This window comes from Jejuia pallidilutea (assembly GCF_002973595.1).
Classification (GTDB): Bacteria; Bacteroidota; Bacteroidia; order Flavobacteriales; family Flavobacteriaceae; genus Jejuia; species Jejuia pallidilutea.
The window spans coordinates 368,253-388,407 of the sequence record NZ_PVEO01000001.1 but is presented as its reverse complement, the minus strand read 5'-3'; the positions used below and the strand labels follow the sequence as shown (position 1 = coordinate 388,407).

At 35.9% G+C, this 20,155-nt stretch carries 11 protein-coding genes; all 11 read left to right on the top strand.

Annotated elements, in window-relative coordinates; all coding sequences use genetic code 11:
- Positions 1–164 precede the first annotated feature (164 nt).
- The 11 genes from CLV33_RS01740 (at position 165) to CLV33_RS01690 (ending at position 20,153) form a co-directional block, all read left to right on the top strand.
- Positions 165–2,963 carry a helix-turn-helix and ligand-binding sensor domain-containing protein gene (locus CLV33_RS01740; protein ID WP_146109699.1) on the top strand — a complete coding sequence of 933 codons (2,799 nt, stop codon included), beginning with the start codon at positions 165–167 and terminating at the stop codon, positions 2,961–2,963.
- 224 nt (positions 2,964–3,187) lie between these two features.
- Positions 3,188–6,205, top strand: coding sequence for a SusC/RagA family TonB-linked outer membrane protein (locus CLV33_RS01735; protein WP_105472442.1), 3,018 nt, complete (start codon positions 3,188–3,190; stop codon positions 6,203–6,205).
- A gap of 5 nt (positions 6,206–6,210) precedes the next feature.
- Positions 6,211–7,764, top strand: a complete 1,554-nt coding sequence (locus tag CLV33_RS01730; protein WP_105472441.1) for a RagB/SusD family nutrient uptake outer membrane protein — start codon at positions 6,211–6,213, stop codon at positions 7,762–7,764.
- A 17-nt stretch (positions 7,765–7,781) separates the two neighbouring features.
- Entirely contained in the window at positions 7,782–9,569 is a 1,788-nt protein-coding gene (locus CLV33_RS01725) for a LamG-like jellyroll fold domain-containing protein (RefSeq protein WP_105472440.1), read from the top strand.
- A 148-nt stretch (positions 9,570–9,717) separates the two neighbouring features.
- Positions 9,718–11,076: a glucoamylase family protein gene (locus CLV33_RS01720; protein ID WP_105472439.1), complete on the top strand. Its 1,359-nt coding sequence runs from the start codon at positions 9,718–9,720 to the stop codon at positions 11,074–11,076.
- Position 11,077: 1 nt separating this feature from the next.
- Positions 11,078–12,442 carry a glucoamylase family protein gene (locus CLV33_RS01715; protein ID WP_105472438.1) on the top strand — a complete coding sequence of 455 codons (1,365 nt, stop codon included), beginning with the start codon at positions 11,078–11,080 and terminating at the stop codon, positions 12,440–12,442.
- Positions 12,443–12,452: 10 nt separating this feature from the next.
- Entirely contained in the window at positions 12,453–13,253 is an 801-nt protein-coding gene (locus tag CLV33_RS01710; protein WP_105472437.1) for a carboxylesterase family protein, read from the top strand.
- Positions 13,250–15,502, top strand: coding sequence for a glycoside hydrolase family 3 N-terminal domain-containing protein (locus CLV33_RS01705; protein WP_105472436.1), 2,253 nt, complete (start codon positions 13,250–13,252; stop codon positions 15,500–15,502). The genes CLV33_RS01710 and CLV33_RS01705 overlap by 4 nt, the downstream gene beginning before the upstream one ends.
- A gap of 172 nt (positions 15,503–15,674) precedes the next feature.
- On the top strand, positions 15,675–16,559 hold the full coding sequence (locus CLV33_RS01700; protein WP_105472435.1) for an alpha/beta hydrolase: 885 nt from the start codon (positions 15,675–15,677) through the stop codon (positions 16,557–16,559).
- Positions 16,559–18,223, top strand: coding sequence for a sulfatase family protein (locus CLV33_RS01695; RefSeq protein WP_105472434.1), 1,665 nt, complete (start codon positions 16,559–16,561; stop codon positions 18,221–18,223). Before CLV33_RS01700 ends, CLV33_RS01695 begins: the two co-directional genes overlap by 1 nt.
- A 67-nt stretch (positions 18,224–18,290) precedes the next feature.
- Positions 18,291–20,153, top strand: coding sequence for a family 43 glycosylhydrolase (locus CLV33_RS01690; RefSeq protein WP_105472433.1), 1,863 nt, complete (start codon positions 18,291–18,293; stop codon positions 20,151–20,153).
- Positions 20,154–20,155: the final 2 nt, after the last annotated feature.

Sequence of the window (20,155 nt, the reverse complement as noted above, 5' to 3'; positions counted from 1 at the left end):
ACAACTTCCTTTTAAATAGCTTTTGTGTTTGTTATCGATAGTTTTTGTTTTCAGGATAATCTAAAACGGGTTTTATGGAATTTGACCTGTAGCCACAAAAAGCAACTATCAATTATAATACTTAAATTTGGTAATCACTCATCGGTCTTTAAACTGCATTAGCCATGTCAATAAATTTTAAAAACATACTCTTTGTTGTTTGTTTCTGTATTTATAGTGCTATTGTAAATGCGCAGTACACCCCTTTTTTTGAAAATTTTGCGTTAACAGAATTTGGTGCGGGCAATACAAATTGGGGCATTTCTCTAGCCGAGAACGGTAAGCTTTACGTAGCAAACGATAAAGGGTTAGTAGAATACGATGGCCTAAAGTGGGATTTCTACCAGTTGCCTAATAAAACTATTATACGTTCAGTTTTGGCGTATAACGGTGTGATTTACACAGGTTCCTACGAAGAATTTGGGTATTGGAAAAAAAATTCAAAAGGAAAATTAGTCTATACAACTTTAAGCGGTTTTGAAGAGCGTCAGGAGTCTTTAGCAGAAGAATTTTGGCAGATTTTTCACTATAATGGCGCTATTTTTTTTAGATCCTTCTCCAGTATATACAGTTATAGGGATGGTGTTGTTAAAAGAATAGAGCCTCAGTCTACTATTTTATCCTGTAGCATTGTTGATGATATAGTTTACGTTGCCACGGTAAGACATGGTGTTTTTGTTTTGAACAATGAAAACTTAGAGCCTGTTATTTATCATCCATTATTATACAACGCTAAAGTTGTTTCTATTGATAAATATGAAGATAAATTAATTATTGCTACTGCTTTAAGGGGCTGTTTTCTGTACAATAATGTCACTAAACAGTTAATGCCTTGGGGGTCTGAAATTAACCCCATAATTAAAGAGCAACAGCTTAATAGTTTCAAGATATTTGATGATACCGATATGTTTTTTGGCACCATTAAAAATGGAGTTTATATTACAAGTAAAGAGGGTAAATTAAAATATCATATTAACAAGGAAAACGGATTATTAAACAATACAGTATTAAGCCACGAATTAGGAAAACATAATGAGTTATGGATAGGTTTAGATAACGGTATAGCAAAGTTGGATTTAGATTATAATCGTGTATTATATAACGATAATACAGGAAGGCTTGGAGCCGTTTACGATGTTATAAATTACAAAAACAGACTATATCTGGGTAGTAATACAGGTTTGTTTTATTTGAATAAAAACGAAGCTGCTTTAACGTTTGTAGAAGGCTCTCAAGGACAAGTGTGGGATTTAAAAATAGTTAATAAACAATTAATATGTGGGCATAATAACGGCACGTTTCTGGTAGATGACAATCAATTTATAAAAATCTCAGATTTTACAGGCGGATGGGTGCTTCAAAAGATTCCTGAACAACAAAATGCTTTTATCCAAGGAACTTATGGTGGTTTGGTAAAATTCAATTTAAGTAATAATAGCTGGGATGCACAACATCTTGGTGTAAAAACAATCCCTACAAGATACGTAGTATTCGAAAATCCTACTGTAGCCTGGGTAGCCCATGCGTACAAAGGTCTTTTTAGAGTTGCATTTAATGAGGCTTGTGATAGTATAAAAAGTTTTAAAAATTACAAAGACAAGGGGTTGTGGTCCGATTTTAATGTTAAAGTTCATAAAATTAAAAATGATATTTGTTTTAAAACAAACGAAGGTTGGCAAAAATACGAGGCAATTATTGATAGTATAGTGCCACACGATATATTAAATACTACTTTTGGAGTAGATACCGATATTATATCTGAACCTGATACAGATATATTGGTAACCAAAGACGAGAAAGATAAAATAAGCTTCTTGTCTTTGGCGCAGGAAAACATATATCTTAATATACCTAAAGGATTACTTCAAAAAAGATTGGTGGTAGATGCCGAAAGTGTTTCAAAATTAAACGACTCTATTTATACTTTTAATTTATATGATGGGTTTATGTTAATTAACAAAACCATTGAGAGCGCCAAAGATACGCTTCATAAGCCTGTTATTGAGCAAATGGAGATAGATAAGGAATTGGTTAATATAAATGAAGACAACACGTACGAGTTTCCCTTTAACAAAAATATAAGCATTTCTGTATCATCTCCATTATCTAAAGATCATTATTTTGAATATGCCATAGCTACTTCTAATGCGTTAAATTGGTATAGAATGGAAAGAGAAAAACTAGAACTTTCTGGACTTAGCAATGGCGATTATAATGTGTATTTTAGAACAGCAAATTTTTCAGGAGATGTGTCGGAACCAAGTATATTTAGAATAAAAATATTGCCGCCTTGGTATAAAAATATTTTCTTCTATTTGTTAATTCTATTATTGTTATCTGGTTTGTTTTATGGGTTGCACAAAAGAAAAATTAATAAAGAACAAAAATTACTACACGATAAACTTGTAAAGGAGCAAGAGGTTTTACTTAAAGAAAAAGCCATTGAAAACGATAAAAAAATAGTGCAATTAAGAAATCAATCGTTAAAAAGTGAAGTGAAACTTAAGAGTAAACAACTGGCTAATACTGCAATGGCATTAGTTAAGAAAAACGAATCTATGCTCGAAATTAAAAACGAATTAGAGAAAAATAAATCGGGCTTTACAAATGCGTTGGCTTATAAACGACTTTTAAGAAAAATTGATAATTCTATTGGGCATGAGGACGAATGGGAGTTATTCGAATATAATTTTAATCAAGTACATGAGGAATTTTTCAACCAATTAAAGTCTAAACACCCTAAGCTTACCCATAAAGATTTAAAAGTTTGTGCATACATCAAAATGAATTTATTAACAAAAGAGATTGCGCCATTAATGAATGTGTCAATAAGAGGGCTTGAAACACATAGATATCGACTAAAACGCAAGCTAAATTTAGAAAATGATAAATCTTTGACCGATTATTTGCAAGATTTTAAATAATAAGCCTATAAAATGCACTTTTAGAAACACATTATATACGTCATTAGTACGTCATTTCCCTTTTTAAATGTTTATTTTACTAAGTCATACCATAAAACATGGTACGTCAACTAGTTGTTTTCAGGCTTTTTGGGTAATGACGTAATTTATGTGTATTCAATTTTTTGACATGCACTTATATAGTCTTTAATTTAGTAGAAACTAACATTCTAAAATAAGACTATATGAAAACAAGATTTACTTTTTTGTTAATTCTGCTGTTAACAATGCATGTTTTCGCTCAGGAAAAATCCGTAAGCGGTACAGTAACGAGTGCCGAGGATAATATGCCCATTCCTGGGGTTAACGTTATTGTACAGGGAACAACTAGAGGAGTGAGTACAGATTTTGATGGTAACTACACCATCAACGTAAGTTCTGGGGAAACCTTAGAATTTAGCTCCCTTGGCTTTAAAACCACAACAGTACTCATTCAAAATCAAACACAAATTAATGTAACATTAGAATCTGATATTGCAGCGCTAGATGAGGTGGTGGTAGTAGGCTATGGTACGCAAAGAAGGGTAGATTTAACTTCTGCCATAACTACAATTAAATCTGAAGAAATTGCAGCTGTACCAACGGGCTCTGTAATGCAGTCGCTTCAAGGTAAGGTTGCTGGTATGCAAGTAGTGAGTAATGGTTCTCCAGGGCAAGGACCAACTATTAGGGTACGTGGCATTGGTTCCTATGATACGGGAGCTTCAGGTCCGCTTTATGTGGTAGATGGCATGTTCTTCGATAACATAGATTTTTTAAATACAGCCGATGTAGTTTCAATTTCGGTATTAAAAGATGCTTCTGCAGCTGCTATTTATGGTGTTCGTGCTGCTAATGGTGTAGTGTTAATAGAAACCAAATCTGGTGCTTACAACAAAAAAACCGAGATTACTTATGATGGGTTTTCTGGATTTCAAGTGGCGCAAAATGTGTTGAAACTTGCTAATGCTGAACAGTTTTCAACCTTAGCTCGAGAATCTGGTTCTGCACCAGATGCTCAATTTATACTAAATGCTATGCAGCGTTATGGTCGTAGCCGTGTAAACCCTAACATACCAGATGTTAACACAGATTGGTACGATGAGATTTTAAGACCGGGCTTAATGCAAAATCACAGTTTAGGTGTTACAGGTGGTGCAGAAAATGTAAGTTACTCTGTAGGGGCTAACTACTTTTCGCAAGAGGGTATTATGGACATGAAAAACGAATACGAACGTTTTAACTTAAGATCTAAAATAGAATTTAAAGCAAATAATTGGCTAAAAGTTGGTGCCAATACAGTAATAAGTAACGCTACCAGATTCGATCCTGAAAATTCAGCTTGGAGATTAGCCTATTATGCAGTACCAATTATGCCTGTTCTGGATCCTAATTTGGCAGACGACCCCAATGTGTTTCCTACTAACTATGCCAATGCACAAGATTTAGGGTATAGAGGCGGTCAAAACCCTTTTCCTACAATGGATTTAGCAGAAAACAGATTAAAAATAAGAAATGTTTTAGCAAATTTTTTCGCTGAACTTACTTTAATCCCAGAAAAATTAAAGTTTAAAACAGCTTATAATCATAATTTTCAAACTATTGAGGAGAGAAATATAAGATTACCCTACTTTATAGGGAATCAATTTCAAAGAGAAGATGCGTCGTTAACCAAAAGAAGCGCTACAATTTCAAATCAAATTTGGGATAATACCCTAACCTATACAAATAGCATAGATAAGCATAACTTTACTGTATTGTTGGGTACATCTTTTAGAGACGAATCGTTTCAGGAATTAGAAGCTAGAGGGTTAAATTTTCCACTTTCTGGTGAAGAGGCATATTATCTAGACCAAGCCCAAACTATTGTACAAGATGATGTAGGAGATGGAGGGGCAAGAGAATATGGTTTATCATATTTTACTAGAATTACATATAATTACGATGATCGTTATTTATTATATGGAACATTTAGAGCAGATGGTACCAATAAGTATCAAGAAAAATGGGGGTATTTTCCCGTTATAGGTGCTGGCTGGGTAGTTTCTGAGGAAGCTTTCATGAAAGATAATGGTATCTTCGATTTCTTGAAGTTACGTGGTAGCTGGGGGTTGTTAGGAAACGATAAAGTGCCAGCAAGTAATGGCTCAATTACTTCAACAGTTGTAGAGACAGCCCTAGGAGATACAAGATTTAGTGGTTTAAATACAGGAAGCGATTTTACCGCTTTAAAATGGGAAGTTACAGAAGAGACTAACATTGGCTTTACTGCTCGTTTATTAAACAACGACTTAAGTATAGAAGCAGACTATTATGTGAGAGATACCGAAGACGCTGTTATTCCTGTAGAAAGACCTTTGATACCTGGAGCAACAAGGGATAATGTTGGGGAAATAAGAAACTCTGGTTTTGAGGTTGCTGTGGGGTATTCTAAACAGCTAAATGAAAACTTTAGTTTTAACGTAGGTGCAAACTTTGCCACATTAAATAATGAGGTTTTGAATTTAAGTGGACAACCATTTTTAGATGCAGGTAGTGCGGAATTTAGACAACGCTCTATTGTTGGGGAATCTTTATTCGCATTTTACGGCAGAGAAGTAGAAGGGATATACCAAAACCAAGCTGAAATTGATGCAGATCCTGTTGCTGTAGCAAATGGTTTGGTTCCAGGAGATTTTAAATACAAAGAAAATGGAGGAGATCCTAACACAATTGACGACGACGACAGAGTAGTTTTAGGATCGTTTTTACCAAGCTATACTTTTGGTTTTAACCTAGGGTTCAACTATAAAAATTGGGATTTTAACCTCGTAGGAACAGGCCAAGGCGGAAATAAAATACTTAACCGCAAGCGTATGGAGGTTATCTTTACAAGTGATACCAACTGGGATAGAGATTTTGCCGTAAATAGATGGCATGGAGAAGGAACAACTAATTCGTATCCATCGTCGGCAGCAGTTAGAAAGGGGTGGAACCAACGTCTTAACGATTATTATGTAGAAGATGGCGATTACTTTAGAATTCAAAACATAACATTGGGTTATACCATCAACAGAGACGGTAGTAATACATCTATTCCAAAAGTTAGAATTTACATGACTGCCGAAAGACCTATAACACTGTTTAACTATAACGGTTTTAACCCTGAAGTTCCAAATGGTGTAGATAATCAAACATATCCAATTCCTGCAGTATATACTGTTGGCGTTAACGTAAAACTTTAAAAGCTATGAAAAAATTATTTAAAAACATTTACGCGCCTTTAACTATAATAGCCTTTTTGGCATTTGCCTTAGTAGGTTGTGCAGACAAGTTAGATGAGCCACAAGAGAACAACAATTTTGCCGGAGGAACAGACTTTACCAAAACAGAAGACATGATTTTGTCTATTGTTGGTGTGTACGAGGCTTTCCAGTCCAGAGGTTGGGAACAACCACTTTTAATTTCGGTTAGAGGAGATGATGTAAATTCTGGTGGTTTGGGAGACCAGCAAGATTTTACAGAAACAGATCTGTTCAACTACAATAAAGATTACTGGATGTACAATTCCCTGTGGGAAAATGTGTATGTAGATGTTATTTCTGCACATACAGGTATGGAGCAGATTGCCAGATATCAAGAATTTGCAGATGCAGAAGGTGTAGCAGAAGGCGATCAGTATATTGCAGAAGCTAAAGTATTAAGAGCTATAATGCTTTTTGATATTTCTAGAGTTTGGGGAGATGTGTTTATTCCAACATCATCTAATACTTCTGAGTTGTTAGATGTTACCTCTGTACCAACCAAACAAGAAGTAATGCAGCATATAGTAGATCAAATGGACGAAGCAATGCCATTTCTTCCAGATATGCGACCTAACGAACGTACAGATTTACCTGGAGGCGTTACACGTTACACGGCGTTAGCAATAAAAGCATTGGCAAGTCAGGAATTAAAAGATTACCAGGCTGTTGCAGATGCAACGGGACAAATTATTAGTTCAGGTAAATTTAGTCTATTCCCAGATTTTTATGAGTTGTTCAAAACTCCTGGGAAGCTTAGTAACGAGAGTATATTAGATTTGCAATATTCTGATTTTGGGCAAGGCGAAGGCGATCGTGAAGGGCATTTATTCGCGCCTTACGGTCCTCAAGGATGGACGCCAGCTGTTCTAGGTGCTTCAGGAGGCTGGGGATTTTATGAGCCTAGTTTAAAGTTCATTAAATTTATGTTAGATAGAGGTGAAGAAGTACGTTTAGAAACTAGTGTGCTATTTACAGATAGAGGTATAGCAGAAATACAAACAGATCCTGCCTACGCCACACTTCCTAGCTGGATATCAAATACCACAAGAGATGGTGATAGAATTAACGATTATGCTAGGGCATTATTTGCTAGTGGTAAGCATTATTTACCATCTAACCAATTAATACCAGGAAGAACTGCTTACGGGAGTAATAAAAATTACATGGTTATTCGTTACGCCGAAATACTTTTAATGTATGCCGAAGCACTAACCCAAGGAGCATCAGGAGGTACTTTAACAGCTACTCAAGCAGTAAATTTAGTAAGAGAAAGATCTGGAATGGATCCCCTACAATCAGTTACATTAGACGATGTTATTGATGAGAAATTTGCAGAACTAGGAATGGAATGGGGTAAACGCTACTACGATTTAATACGATTAGAGCGCTACAGTGAATTAAACTACGATGGTAGAACATTCTCACCAGAAAAGGCATTTTTGCCTTATCCGCAACCTCAGGTAGACCAATTTCCAATTTTAGAAGGAGCAGTTAACTAATAAAAAAATTAAAGAAAATGAAAACATTAAAACATACATTTTTTGGATTTCTAGCATTATTACTTGTATTCGCATGTAACGATGGTATAGATCCTATTACAGAGGTAGATCCAGGACCAGATTCTGGTGCGCCTCAAGTAACCTTAAAGTACCCAACTGATGGTACAAAAATTAAGGTGAACGATCCTGTTGTAGCCATAAATATAGAATTTGAAGTTACTGATGATATTGAGGTTGAAACTATTTCAGTATTAATAAATAACAACGAAATCACGTCGATGAGTGGTAACTTTAAAGATTATAGACGTGTGTTGGCTGAAGTACCTTTTGATAATGTAACTACAGGTCAACATGAACTTAAGGTAGTAGCCACAGACATTAGTGGAAAATCAACCACAGTTACAGCAAATTTTGAAAAAGAACCACCATATATACCCATTTTTGCAAACGAAATCTTATACATGGATTTTGAAACCGATTACACAGAATTTATTACTGTTACCAGAGCTACTCAAGTAGGAACTCCAGGGTTCGCAGGCGAAGGTTTAGCTAGTAATAATGCCTATGCAGGTGCGGAAGATTCGTATTTAACATTACCAACTGCCCCAATGCAGCTAGGTAACGAACTTTCTGCAATATTTTGGTATAAAGTTAATGCTACACCAGACAGAGCAGGTATTTTGGTTGTAGGTCCAGAAGATGTTGATAATGCAAATTACCCAGACAGCCAAAATAAAAGAAGTAACGGTTTTAGGCTGTTTAGAGAAAATGCAGGAGGAAACCAACGTATTAAGCTAAATGTTGGAACTGGCAATGGAGATACTTGGGTAGATGGCGGTGCTGCTGCAGATATAGATCCAGATAAAAATGAATGGGTAAGTATTGCATTTACTATTTCTGCTACTGAAGCTCGAGTTTATTTAAATGGAGTTATGGTAAGAGAAAGTCCCTTGTCAAGCCCAATAGATTGGACAGGTACCGATATTTTATCAATTATGTCTGGTGCACCTCGTTTTACAGGATGGAATCACAGATCAGATCATAGTTATATGGATGAATTACGTTTCTTTAACGTAGCCTTATCTCAAGGAGAGATTCAAAATATACTTGGAGTTACAAACCCTTACACACCGGCAGATGGTGAAACTATGTATATGGCTTTTGATGGTACTTACAAAAACTGGGTAACTGGTGCATCAGCTACAACGGTTGGTTCTCCAAGTTTTGCAGGAGAAAGTAAACTAGGGGCCGATGCTTATGCAGGCGCTGCAGATTCTTATTTAACATTCCCAACTACAGATTTGTTAGGCGCTGAATTTAGTGCTACCATGTGGCATAAATTAAATGCAACCCCAGATAGGGCTGGTATTTTGGTTGTAGGGCCAGAGGACACTGAAAATGCTGGATATCCAGAGACGCAAAATAATAGAGCTTATGGGTTTAGGTTTTTTAGAGAAAATGCAGGTGGTAACCAACGTTTTAAATTAAATGTTGGAACTGGTGCTGGCGATAGTTGGTTTGATGGAGGAGCTGCAGCCGATGTTGATCCTGCAGTAAATGATTGGGTACATTTGGCTTTCACAATTTCTGGAACCGAATGTGTAGTTTACATTAATGGTCAAGTAGTTAGTCAAGGACCATTTACTGGTGTAGATTGGACAGGTTGTGACGTGTTATCAATTATGTCAGGAGCGCCACGGTTCACAGGATGGAACCATAGATCAGATTCTAGTTTCTTAGACGAATTACACCTTTTTGATAAAGCACTTACCCAATCAGAAATTCAAGAGATTATGGGTAACTAACAAAATTGTTTAGTTTAATTACAGAGTTTAGTTTATTTAGTTAAAATTTTAGCCACGCTTCCCAGAGATTTCAATTGAAATCACCATTCTCGCAGAGGTGGTAATCACAGCGTGGCTAAAATTAATTTAAGCATTTGCACCTATTTTCATGAAGATAAAACTACATTTCATAGCAATTCTATGCCTTATTTTTTTCAATTGTAAAAATAATAAGCAAAACGATAATTCACTTGAGGGTACAACGCAAGTAGCCCTAAGCGACGATACGTTATTGGATAAAATACAAAAACAAACCTTCAATTATTTTTGGGATGGCGCCGAACCTAATTCTGGTTTAGCACCAGAACGTATTCATTTAGATAATATCTACCCCACATCTCCTAAACATACTGTAACCACAGGTGGAACTGGTTTTGGAATGATGGCTATTTTAGTAGGTGTAAAACGAGGTTTTATAACCAGAGAGCAAGCGTTTAACCGATTTGTTAAAATGATAGACTTCCTTGAAAAAGCCGATAGATTTCATGGCGCATGGCCACATTGGTTAGATGGACAAACGGGTAAAGTAACACCATTTAGTAAAAAAGATAACGGCGGTGATCTAGTTGAAACAGCTTTTCTTGTTCAAGGAATGTTAACTGTAGCTGAATACTTTAAGAATGGTAACGAAGAGGAACAAAAATTAGTAGAAAAAATTGATAAGCTTTGGCGCGAAGTAGAGTGGAATTGGTACACCAAAGGTGAAGACGTGTTATATTGGCATTGGTCGCCCGAGTATAAATGGGAGATGAACTTTCCTGTTGGCGGCTACAACGAGTGCTTAATTATGTATATACTGGCAGCGGCATCACCAACACATCCTATACAAGCAGATGTATATCATAAAGGTTGGGCAAAAAACGGTAAAATTGTTTCAAACGAAACATATTACGGCGAAAATTTAGTTCTTAACTATTACGAACATAACAATTCTCCTGTAGGACCAATGTTTTGGGCGCATTACTCCTATACTGGTTTAAATCCTAAAGGCTTAACCGATACATATGCCAATTATTGGAAACTGGTTAAAAATCAAGCTAAAATTCACCATAAACATGCTGTAGCAAATCCTCATAATTATAAAGGGTATGGCGATAGTATTTGGGGTTTAACGTCTAGTTATTCTGTTAAAGGGTATAAAGGCCATAGGCCAGATAACGATTTAGGCGTTATTGCACCAACAGCTGCATTATCTTCTTTTCCTTACACACCTAAAGCGAGCATGAAAATGCTTAGAAAATTATATAAAGACCATGATACTCTTATTGGTAAATATGGGCCATATGATGCATTTAGCTTTGAGCATAACTGGTATACGCCTAGGTATCTAGCGATAGATCAAGGGCCTATTCCTGTAATGATTGAAAATTACCGTTCTGGTATGCTGTGGGATTTGTTTATGGCAAATAAAGATGTACAAAACGGATTAGATAAATTAGGATTCACCTACACAAAAAGCGAATATTAAGATGAAAAAATTTATAATAATAATTTTATGTGGATTGATGTTTTCTTGCGGAGACGATAATGGTCCAGGGTATCAAGAGCCATACGATCCAAACCAAAATGATCCAGTTATTGATCCTTTATCCGATGAGGAAATTATGGATTTAACCCAAAGAGAAACTTTTAAATATTTTTGGGATTTTGCAAATTCAGATTCAGGAGCAGCAAAAGAAAGATACCACCCAAGTGACCCAAGTCTTGGCCAAAATGTGGTAACTTCTGGTGGTACGGGGTTTGGCTTGATGGCCATATTGGTTGGTATAGAAAGAGGTTATGTTACAAAAGCTGAAGGTATAGCTAGATTGAATAAAATTTTAGATTTTTTAGGAAGAGCCAATCGTTTTCATGGTGCGTGGTCACATTGGATAGATGGAAGTTCTGCAAATGTGATTCCATTTAGTCCCACAGATAATGGTGGTGATTTGGTAGAAACTGCTTTTTTAGTTCAAGGTTTAATTTGTGTTAAAGAGTATTTCAAAAATGGATCAGCTGAAGAAAAAACATTATCGAATTTAGCGGATACTCTTTGGAAAGGAGTAGAATGGGATTGGTATACGCAAGGGCAAGATGCATTATATTGGCATTGGAGCCCAAATTTCGGTTTTGAGATTAACCTAATGTTAAGGGGCTATAATGAGGCCATGATAGCTTACATTTTAGCAGCAGCCTCACCAAATCACTCAATTTCAAAAGCGGTATATGATAAAGGTTGGGCAAATGATGGAGCAATTAAATCTGCCAGTACGCAATACGGATTTCCTTTAATTTTAAAGCATTCTGGAGCCTCAAATCTTGGGGGACCATTATTTTTTAGTCATTACTCTTTTTTAGGTTTGAACCCAAAGAATTTGACCGATCAATATGGTAATTATTGGGATTTAGCTGTAAATCACACCAAAATAAATAGACAGTATTGTATTGACAATCCAAAAAATTTTATTGATTATGGAGAAGATTTATGGGGTTTAACAGCAAGTTACTCAAGAAACGCCGATGGAACTATCGGATATTCAGCTCATAGTCCTTCAAATGATCTAGGTGTTATATCTCCAACGGCAGCCATAAGCTCAATTCCTTATACCCCTGCGGAATCTTTAAAAGTGATGCATTATCTTTATCAGAAGAAAGATGATGTACTGGGGGTTGCTGGTTTTTATGATGCGTTAAGTCCACATAACAATTTTTGGGTTGCAGATGCTTATTTAGCGATAGACCAAGGCCCACAAATCATTATGATAGAAAACCACAGAACAGGCTTGCTATGGAATTTGTTTATGCAAAATGAAGATGTTAAAAAAGGGTTAGATAAATTAGGATTCAATTATTAAAATTCAAAAAATGATTCAACACTCAATAAAAATTTTATTAATCTTTTTTTGTGTTGGGATACATCAACTTATGGGTGCACAACATCAGGAGTTATATTCAAAAGAATATTTTGTACATCAATCAGATACTTTAAAATATAGAATGTTGCTACCTGAAGCATTTAATGAGTCTAAGCAATATCCCATAGTATTATTTCTTCATGGCGCAGGAGAACGTGGCAATAACAATAAATCGCAATTGGTTCATGGTAGTAAAATATTTACTGAAACGGTAAATAGGGGCGCGTTTCCTGCTATTGTTATATTTCCACAGTGCCCTAAAAATTCGTATTGGGCGAATGCTATAGTCGATAGAAGCTCAAGCCCCATAAAATTAGAGTTTCCTTTAAACATAGAGCCAACAAAACCGTTGGATTTAGTTGTAAAGCTAATGGAAGAAATGGTTGCAAAGCCTTATGTAGACCAGCAGCGTGTTTACGTTGGCGGTTTATCAATGGGCGGTATGGGTACTTTTGAAATTGTATACCGTAAACCAGATTTTTTTGCTGCTGCATTCTCAATTTGTGGTGCTGGCAACCCAGATGCAACAACGAAATACGCTAAAACAACACCTTTTTGGGTGTTTCATGGAGCTAAAGACGATGTGGTTAACCCACAATCTTCTGTTGAGATGGTAGAGGGAATTTTAAAAAATGGCGGCACACCTAGCTTTTCACTATATGCAAACGATAATCACAATAGTTGGGATTCAGCATTTGCAGAGCCTCAATTATTACCATGGCTTTTTTCTAATAAAAAAATTAAAAAATGAATAAAATGCTTAACAAAACTATTTTGTTTCTATTGGTTATAACTGTTTTTAGTTGTAAAACCGAATCTAATTCTAGCGCAAAAACTTCAAACGACACACCTTTTGATGCTAAAGTAGATTCTTTGATGAATTTAATGACGCTCCAAGAAAAAATCGGTCAAACCGTTATGTACAGTGGTAGCGGCACAATTACTGGGCCAACTGTAAATACAAATTTTAGAACGTACATTAAAGAAGCTAATGTTGGTGCAATGTTAAATGTATATTCAACAAAAGCTACTAGGGATTTACAAAAGTTGGCGGTTGAAGAAACGCGTTTAGGCATTCCGTTGTTGTTTGGTTATGATGTTATTCATGGTTTTAAAACCATTTTTCCTATAAATTTAGGGTTAGCGGCAAGTTGGGATTTAGAAGATATTGAAAAAGGCTCACGAATTGCTGCTGAAGAAGCCTCTGCAGTAGGTATTCATTGGACGTTTGCACCAATGGTAGATATTTCGCGCGACCCGCGTTGGGGTAGAATTTCAGAGGGCGCAGGAGAAGATGTGTACTTAGGTAGCGAAATAGCAAAAGCTTATGTAAAAGGTTTTCAAGGTGATGATTTATCTAAAACCAATACCATTTTAGCATGTGCAAAGCATTTTGTAGGCTACGGTGCTGCACAGGCTGGTCGCGATTACCATACGGTAAATATGGGTATGGATGAATTAAGAAATGTGTATTTACCTCCTTTTGAAGCTGCTGTTGATGCTGGTGTAGAAACATTTATGACAGCATTTAACGAACTAAATGGCGTGCCAGCTACAGCAAATAAGTTTCTTTATCGCGATATTCTACGTGATGAGTGGGGCTTTAACGGTTTTGTTGTAACCGATTATACAGCCATTAACGAACTTGTAGAACACGGTTTTGCAGAAAACGAAAAACATGCTACAGAATTAGCCATTAAAGCAGGTATCGATCAAGATATGATGAGTAGTGCTAATCGCCTATATTTAGAAGAACTGGTAAACGAAGGTAAAGTAGATGAGGCATTAATTAATGATGCTTGCCGACGCATCCTTCTAGCAAAATTTAAATTAGGATTGTTTGACGATCCTTATAGATATATAGATGAACAGCGCGAAAAAGACGTAATTTACAAGCCAGAGTTTTTAGAGGCTGCAAGAAAATCTGCGGCAATGTGTTCTGTATTATTAAAAAATAATGATAAAACATTGCCATTAGATAAAAACCAAACTATTGCTCTAATTGGCCCTTTGGTGAAGGATAAAGAAAATATTCTTGGAAATTGGGGAGCAGCGGGTGATAGAACAGGAAAGGCTATAAGTGTGTATGAAGGTGTTCAGGAATATTTAGCAGACTCTAAAGTAGCATTTGCAAAAGGTTGTGAAATTGAAGGTGATGACACTAGTGGTTTTACTAAAGCTATAAATGCTGCCAAAACTGCCGATAAAGTGGTTATGGTTATGGGGGAAGATTACGATATGAGTGGTGAAGCAGCCAGTAGAACCAATATAAAACTTCCTGGAAAACAAACCGATTTAATAAAAGCTATTAGAAAAGCAGTGCCTAAGAAACAAATTGTACTGGTTTTAATGAACGGACGCCCGTTAGATTTGTCTGAAGAGGATACACTCGCCGATGCTATTTTAGAAACATGGTTTCCTGGGACAAGTGGAGGTTATGGCGTTGCCGATGTATTGTTTGGTGCTTATAATCCTTCAGCTAAATTACCCGTAACCTTCCCACGAACATTAGGGCAGGTGCCAATTTATTACAACATGAAAAATACGGGGAGACCTATTCCAGACCACGACCCGCATGAAGATTATAAATCTCATTATTTAGATGCGCCAAATACTCCTCTGTATCCCTTTGGCCATGGATTGAGCTATACCACATTTGAATATTCAGATGTAGAATTATCAAGTGAAACCATTGGCTTTTCAGATACCTTAACCGCTACAGCCACCATTACAAATACTGGAGATTATGATGGTTACGAAATTGCACAATTGTATGTGCACGATAAGGTAGGAAGCATCACAAGACCTGTAAAGGAGCTAAAAGGCTTCCAAAAAATATTTCTAAAAAAAGGAGAGAGTAAAACGGTGAGTTTTAAATTAACTGCCAAAGATTTAGAGTTTTATAATCTAGAAGAATTTAGAGTTGAACCAGGTGAATTTGAAATAGCCATTAAAGGTACTTCAGATTTTGACTTTGAACATTCGTTCACATTAGAATAGATTTATGGCAGAAACCTATCGCGCTTTTTTAGTGTGATAGGTTTAAGTTGTATGATGGTAATATAAATAGACTTTAAGCGAAAGCCTTGTAGATATTCTGTTTTTTAGGAATCATAAAGGGTGTGACAAAAACTAGCAACTGTAGACTCTTGTTAACAGAAAAACCTAACTAATGAAATATAAAATTTTAGTAGTTATTTGTAGCCTCAGTTTTGTTGTGTTTTCACAAACAAAAGAGACCTACATTTATAATATTAAACATGTAGATACACTAAAACTAGATGTTTACAAACCAAAAAACATCAAGCAAGGTGATAGTTTACCAGCAGTTTTATGGATGCACGGAGGCGGTTTTGCAGGAGGTAGTAGAGCTAATATCGATGAGGTTAAATTTATGGAGTACCTCACCAAAAATGGATACATTGGTATTTCAATTTCGTATAGATTATTATTAAAAGGCTCAAAAACAGGTTTTGGTTGCGATTGCCCAAAAACATTCAAAATAGATGTTTTTAGGCAGGCTGTTATTGATTATCTGGATGCTGCAAAGTACATTGTTGAAAACAAAACCAAACTACAAATAGACCCAACAAAAATTATTGCAGGAGGAAGTAGTGCTGGCGCAGAAGGGGTTTTAAATGCAGTATATCTTAAACATTTTTTTGTAGATGATGTTTCAAAATACAAGAATGTAAATTTTGCTGGTGCAATATCTCTAGCAGGCGCTTTGGTAAATGCAAATTATATATCAGGAGAAAATGCAATACCAACAGTGTTATTTCATGGAACAGACGATAATTTAGTACCTATTGGAAAAGCACCACATCATTATTGTGATCCTGATAGATTAGGATACTTAATTTTAGAGGGGTCTGAAATTATTGCTGACAGACTTCATAATTTAAAGGCATCCTATTATTTTCAAAAAACGGTAGGTGGTAAACATGAATTATGCCAAATACCTTTCCCTGAATTAGATAATATTCTTGACTTTTTTGATAAAACTATCAATAAAAAACAAGTCATTCAAACCAAATACATTACCCAAAAGAACTGATGAAAAAAATAGTTTACATTTTATTTATTGCTTTATTTTTTCAATCCTGCAAAGAGAAAAAAACAGAGAATGAGACGGATACTTCAATACGTCCCAACATTATTTTTATAATGGCCGATGACCACGCCACACAAGCTATTAGTGCGTACGGGCATCCTATTAGTAAGTTGGCACCAACACCAAATATTGACAGATTAGCAAACGAAGGCGCAATTTTTAAGAATAATTTCTGTACCAATTCTATCTGTGGACCAAGTCGAGCCGTAATTCTAACAGGAAAACATAGCCATGTTAATGGCTTTAGAATGAATGGCGATCGTTTTAACGGCAACCAACAAACTTTTCCAAAACTATTGCAAAATGCAGGTTACAAAACCGCTATGTTTGGTAAATGGCATTTACATGGGCTACCTCAGGGTTTTGATTATTGGAATATTTTGCAGGATCAGGGCAACTATTACAACCCAAACTTTATTAAAGTTAATGAAACAACCAAAAAGGTTGATACAACTATGGTAATGGGGTATGCAACCGATATAGTTACCGAGGATGCTATTCGTTACATAGAAAAGGTTAAAGATGAAAACCAACCCTTTATGCTTATGGTACAACACAAAGCACCACATCGAAACTGGATGCCAGCACTTCGTCATACCAATAAATACGATGATGTGAAGTTTCCTGTGCCAGACACCTATTTTGCAGACCATAAGGGGTCTACAGCTTCAAAAGAACAATATCAAACCATTTACAGGGATATGTATGAAGGGCATGACTTAAAAATGACAAAAGAAAAAGGTAGCACAGAACTAGCCCACAACCCTTGGACAACAGATTTTGAAAGAATGACACCCGAGCAAAGAGCAGCTTGGGACAAAGCCTACCTCACCAAGAACGATGCCTTTCATAAAGCCAACTTATCTGGCAAGGATTTAGATTTGTGGAAGCTGCAACGTTACCTGCAGGATTATTTAGCCACCGTTGCTGCAGTTGATGAAGGTGTTGGACGCATTTTAGATTATTTAAAAGAAAACAATTTAGAAGAAAATACTATTGTAGTTTACACTACAGACCAAGGTTTTTATTTAGGAGAAAAAGGCTGGTTCGATAAACGTTTTATGTATGAAGAATCTCTATCTATGCCAATGTTGATGCGTTATCCTAAAGCTGTGAAAGCAGGTACTGAAGTTACAGCTCTTACACAAAATTTAGATTTTGCAGAAACATTTTTAGACTTTGCTGGCGTACAAATACCTGAAGACATGCAAGGTAAATCGTTAAAACCATTGGTTACAAATACTATTAAAGATGATGATTTTCGCGATGCTATTTATTACCATTATTACGATTTCCCCGCATTTCATATGGTTAAGAAAATGTACGGAGTGCGTACCAAACGCTTTAAGTTAATTCATGTTTATGATGATATTGATGAATGGGAGCTCTACGATTTAAGGGAAGATCCAGCCGAGGTTAACAATGTTATAAATGATGAGGCTTATGAAGAAATTGAACAGATTTTACGACAAAGTTTAAAAGAGCTGCAAGCACAATACAATGTAACCGAAAAGGAATTTGAACGTGCCAAAAAGCAGCAAATAAAAAACGCTTACAAAAGCTTTGAACGTTTACGAGGACAACCTATGAAGGCTTACGAACATTAATTATTTTAAATAATTTATACCTGATGTGTTTTAAAAATCTATCAGGTCTAGATAAATAAACATTCTTATGAAATTATTTAATAAAATAAATATAATTGTATGCTTAATAAGCTTGGTCTGTTTTCAATATTGCAAGGATACAAAGTTAGGTTCCGAAAAAAATCACAAAGACCAAACACAAATATCTGTAAAGCATAACCATGAAACGTATTGTAACCCTCTGGATATAGACTATACTTACATGGTTTATAATTCAAGTAGAAATTTATCTTACCGTTCTGGGGCAGACCCTGCTGTTATTGAGTTTCGTGGTGAATACTATATGTTTGTTACACGATCTTTTGGGTATTGGCATTCCACAGATTTGGTAAACTGGAATTTTATAAAACCGCAACAGTGGTTTTTTGAAGGAAGTAACGCCCCTACAGCTTTTAATTACAAAGATTCATTAGTATATTTTGCGGGTAATCCAGCAGGTTATGGAAGTATTCTTTATTCTGAAGATCCTAAAAGTGGAAAATGGACACCAACGGCTTCTATTTCTAAAAATATTCAGGATTCAGAGTTGTTTATAGATGACGATGGCAAAACATATTTGTACTGGGGCTCATCTAATGTGCATCCAATTCGCGTAAAAATGCTAAATAAAGACGACCGTTTTCTGGAAACAGGGGTTACTAAAGAATTGATTAATTTAAACGAAGAAATACACGGTTGGGAACGTTTTGGCGAGAATAATTTTCACCCCACTTTAAAAGAAGGGTATATGGAAGGCGCCTCTATGACAAAGCATAACGGAAAATACTATCTGCAATATGCTGCTCCGGGTACTCAATTTAATGTATATGCAGATGGTGCTTATGTTGGCGACTCTCCACTCGGGCCTTTTGCATATATGAAAAACAACCCTATGAGCTTTAAACCCGGCGGTTTTACCAACGGAGCCGGACATGGTATTACCGTAAAACAAACTAACGGGCAGTATTGGCATTTTGCAACAATGGCACTTGCCTCTAATGCACAGTGGGAACGCCGTTTATGTATGTTTCCTACTTTTTTTGATGATGAAGGTTTAATGTATACCAATACAGAGTATGGCGACTATCCGCGTTATGCACCAAGTCATCCTACAAAAGCAGGACAACATAATGGTTGGATGTTGCTATCCTATAAAGGTAATGTTACAGTATCGTCATCCTTAACTCAAATAGAGAAATTCACGTCTAATGATGATGATGTTAAAGTTACTAAACTACCTCTTGAAAAACATAAAAATGGCGATATTATTTCAAAAGTATTAACCGATGAAAACCCAAAAACGTTTTGGGTAGCAGAAGCTAATAATGATAAACAATGGCTAAAAATTGAAATGCAGAACCCCGGAAAAATTTATGCATTTCAGTTGAATTTTCACGACCACGAATCTGGAATTTATACCCGTGTTGAGGGTTTAAAACACCGTTTTAGTATTGATGTATCAGAAGATGGCAAAAATTGGAAAACCGTAGTTGATAGAAGTAAAAGCGATATTGATGCGCCTAACGCTTACATTGTATTAGAAAAACCAGTTAATGCAAAGTATGTGCGCTATAATAATGTAGAAGTACCTGGTGCAAATTTTGCCATGTCGGAGTTTAGGGTATTTGGTTTAGGCAACGGTAGTACCCCAGAACCCGTAAAAGGATTTACTGTAAAACGAGAAGCCGACAGAAGGGATGCGTCCTTTAGTTGGGATTCTGTTGCAGGTGCCCAAGGTTATAATATTCGTTGGGGAATTGCTCCAGATAAATTGTACCAATCATGGCTGGTTTATGATACTAACGCACATTTTATGCGATGTTTAGATCGTGATACATCATATTATTTTACCATAGAGGCATTCAATGAAAATGGTATTTCTGAAAAGAGTAACGTTTTATTTATAGAATAATA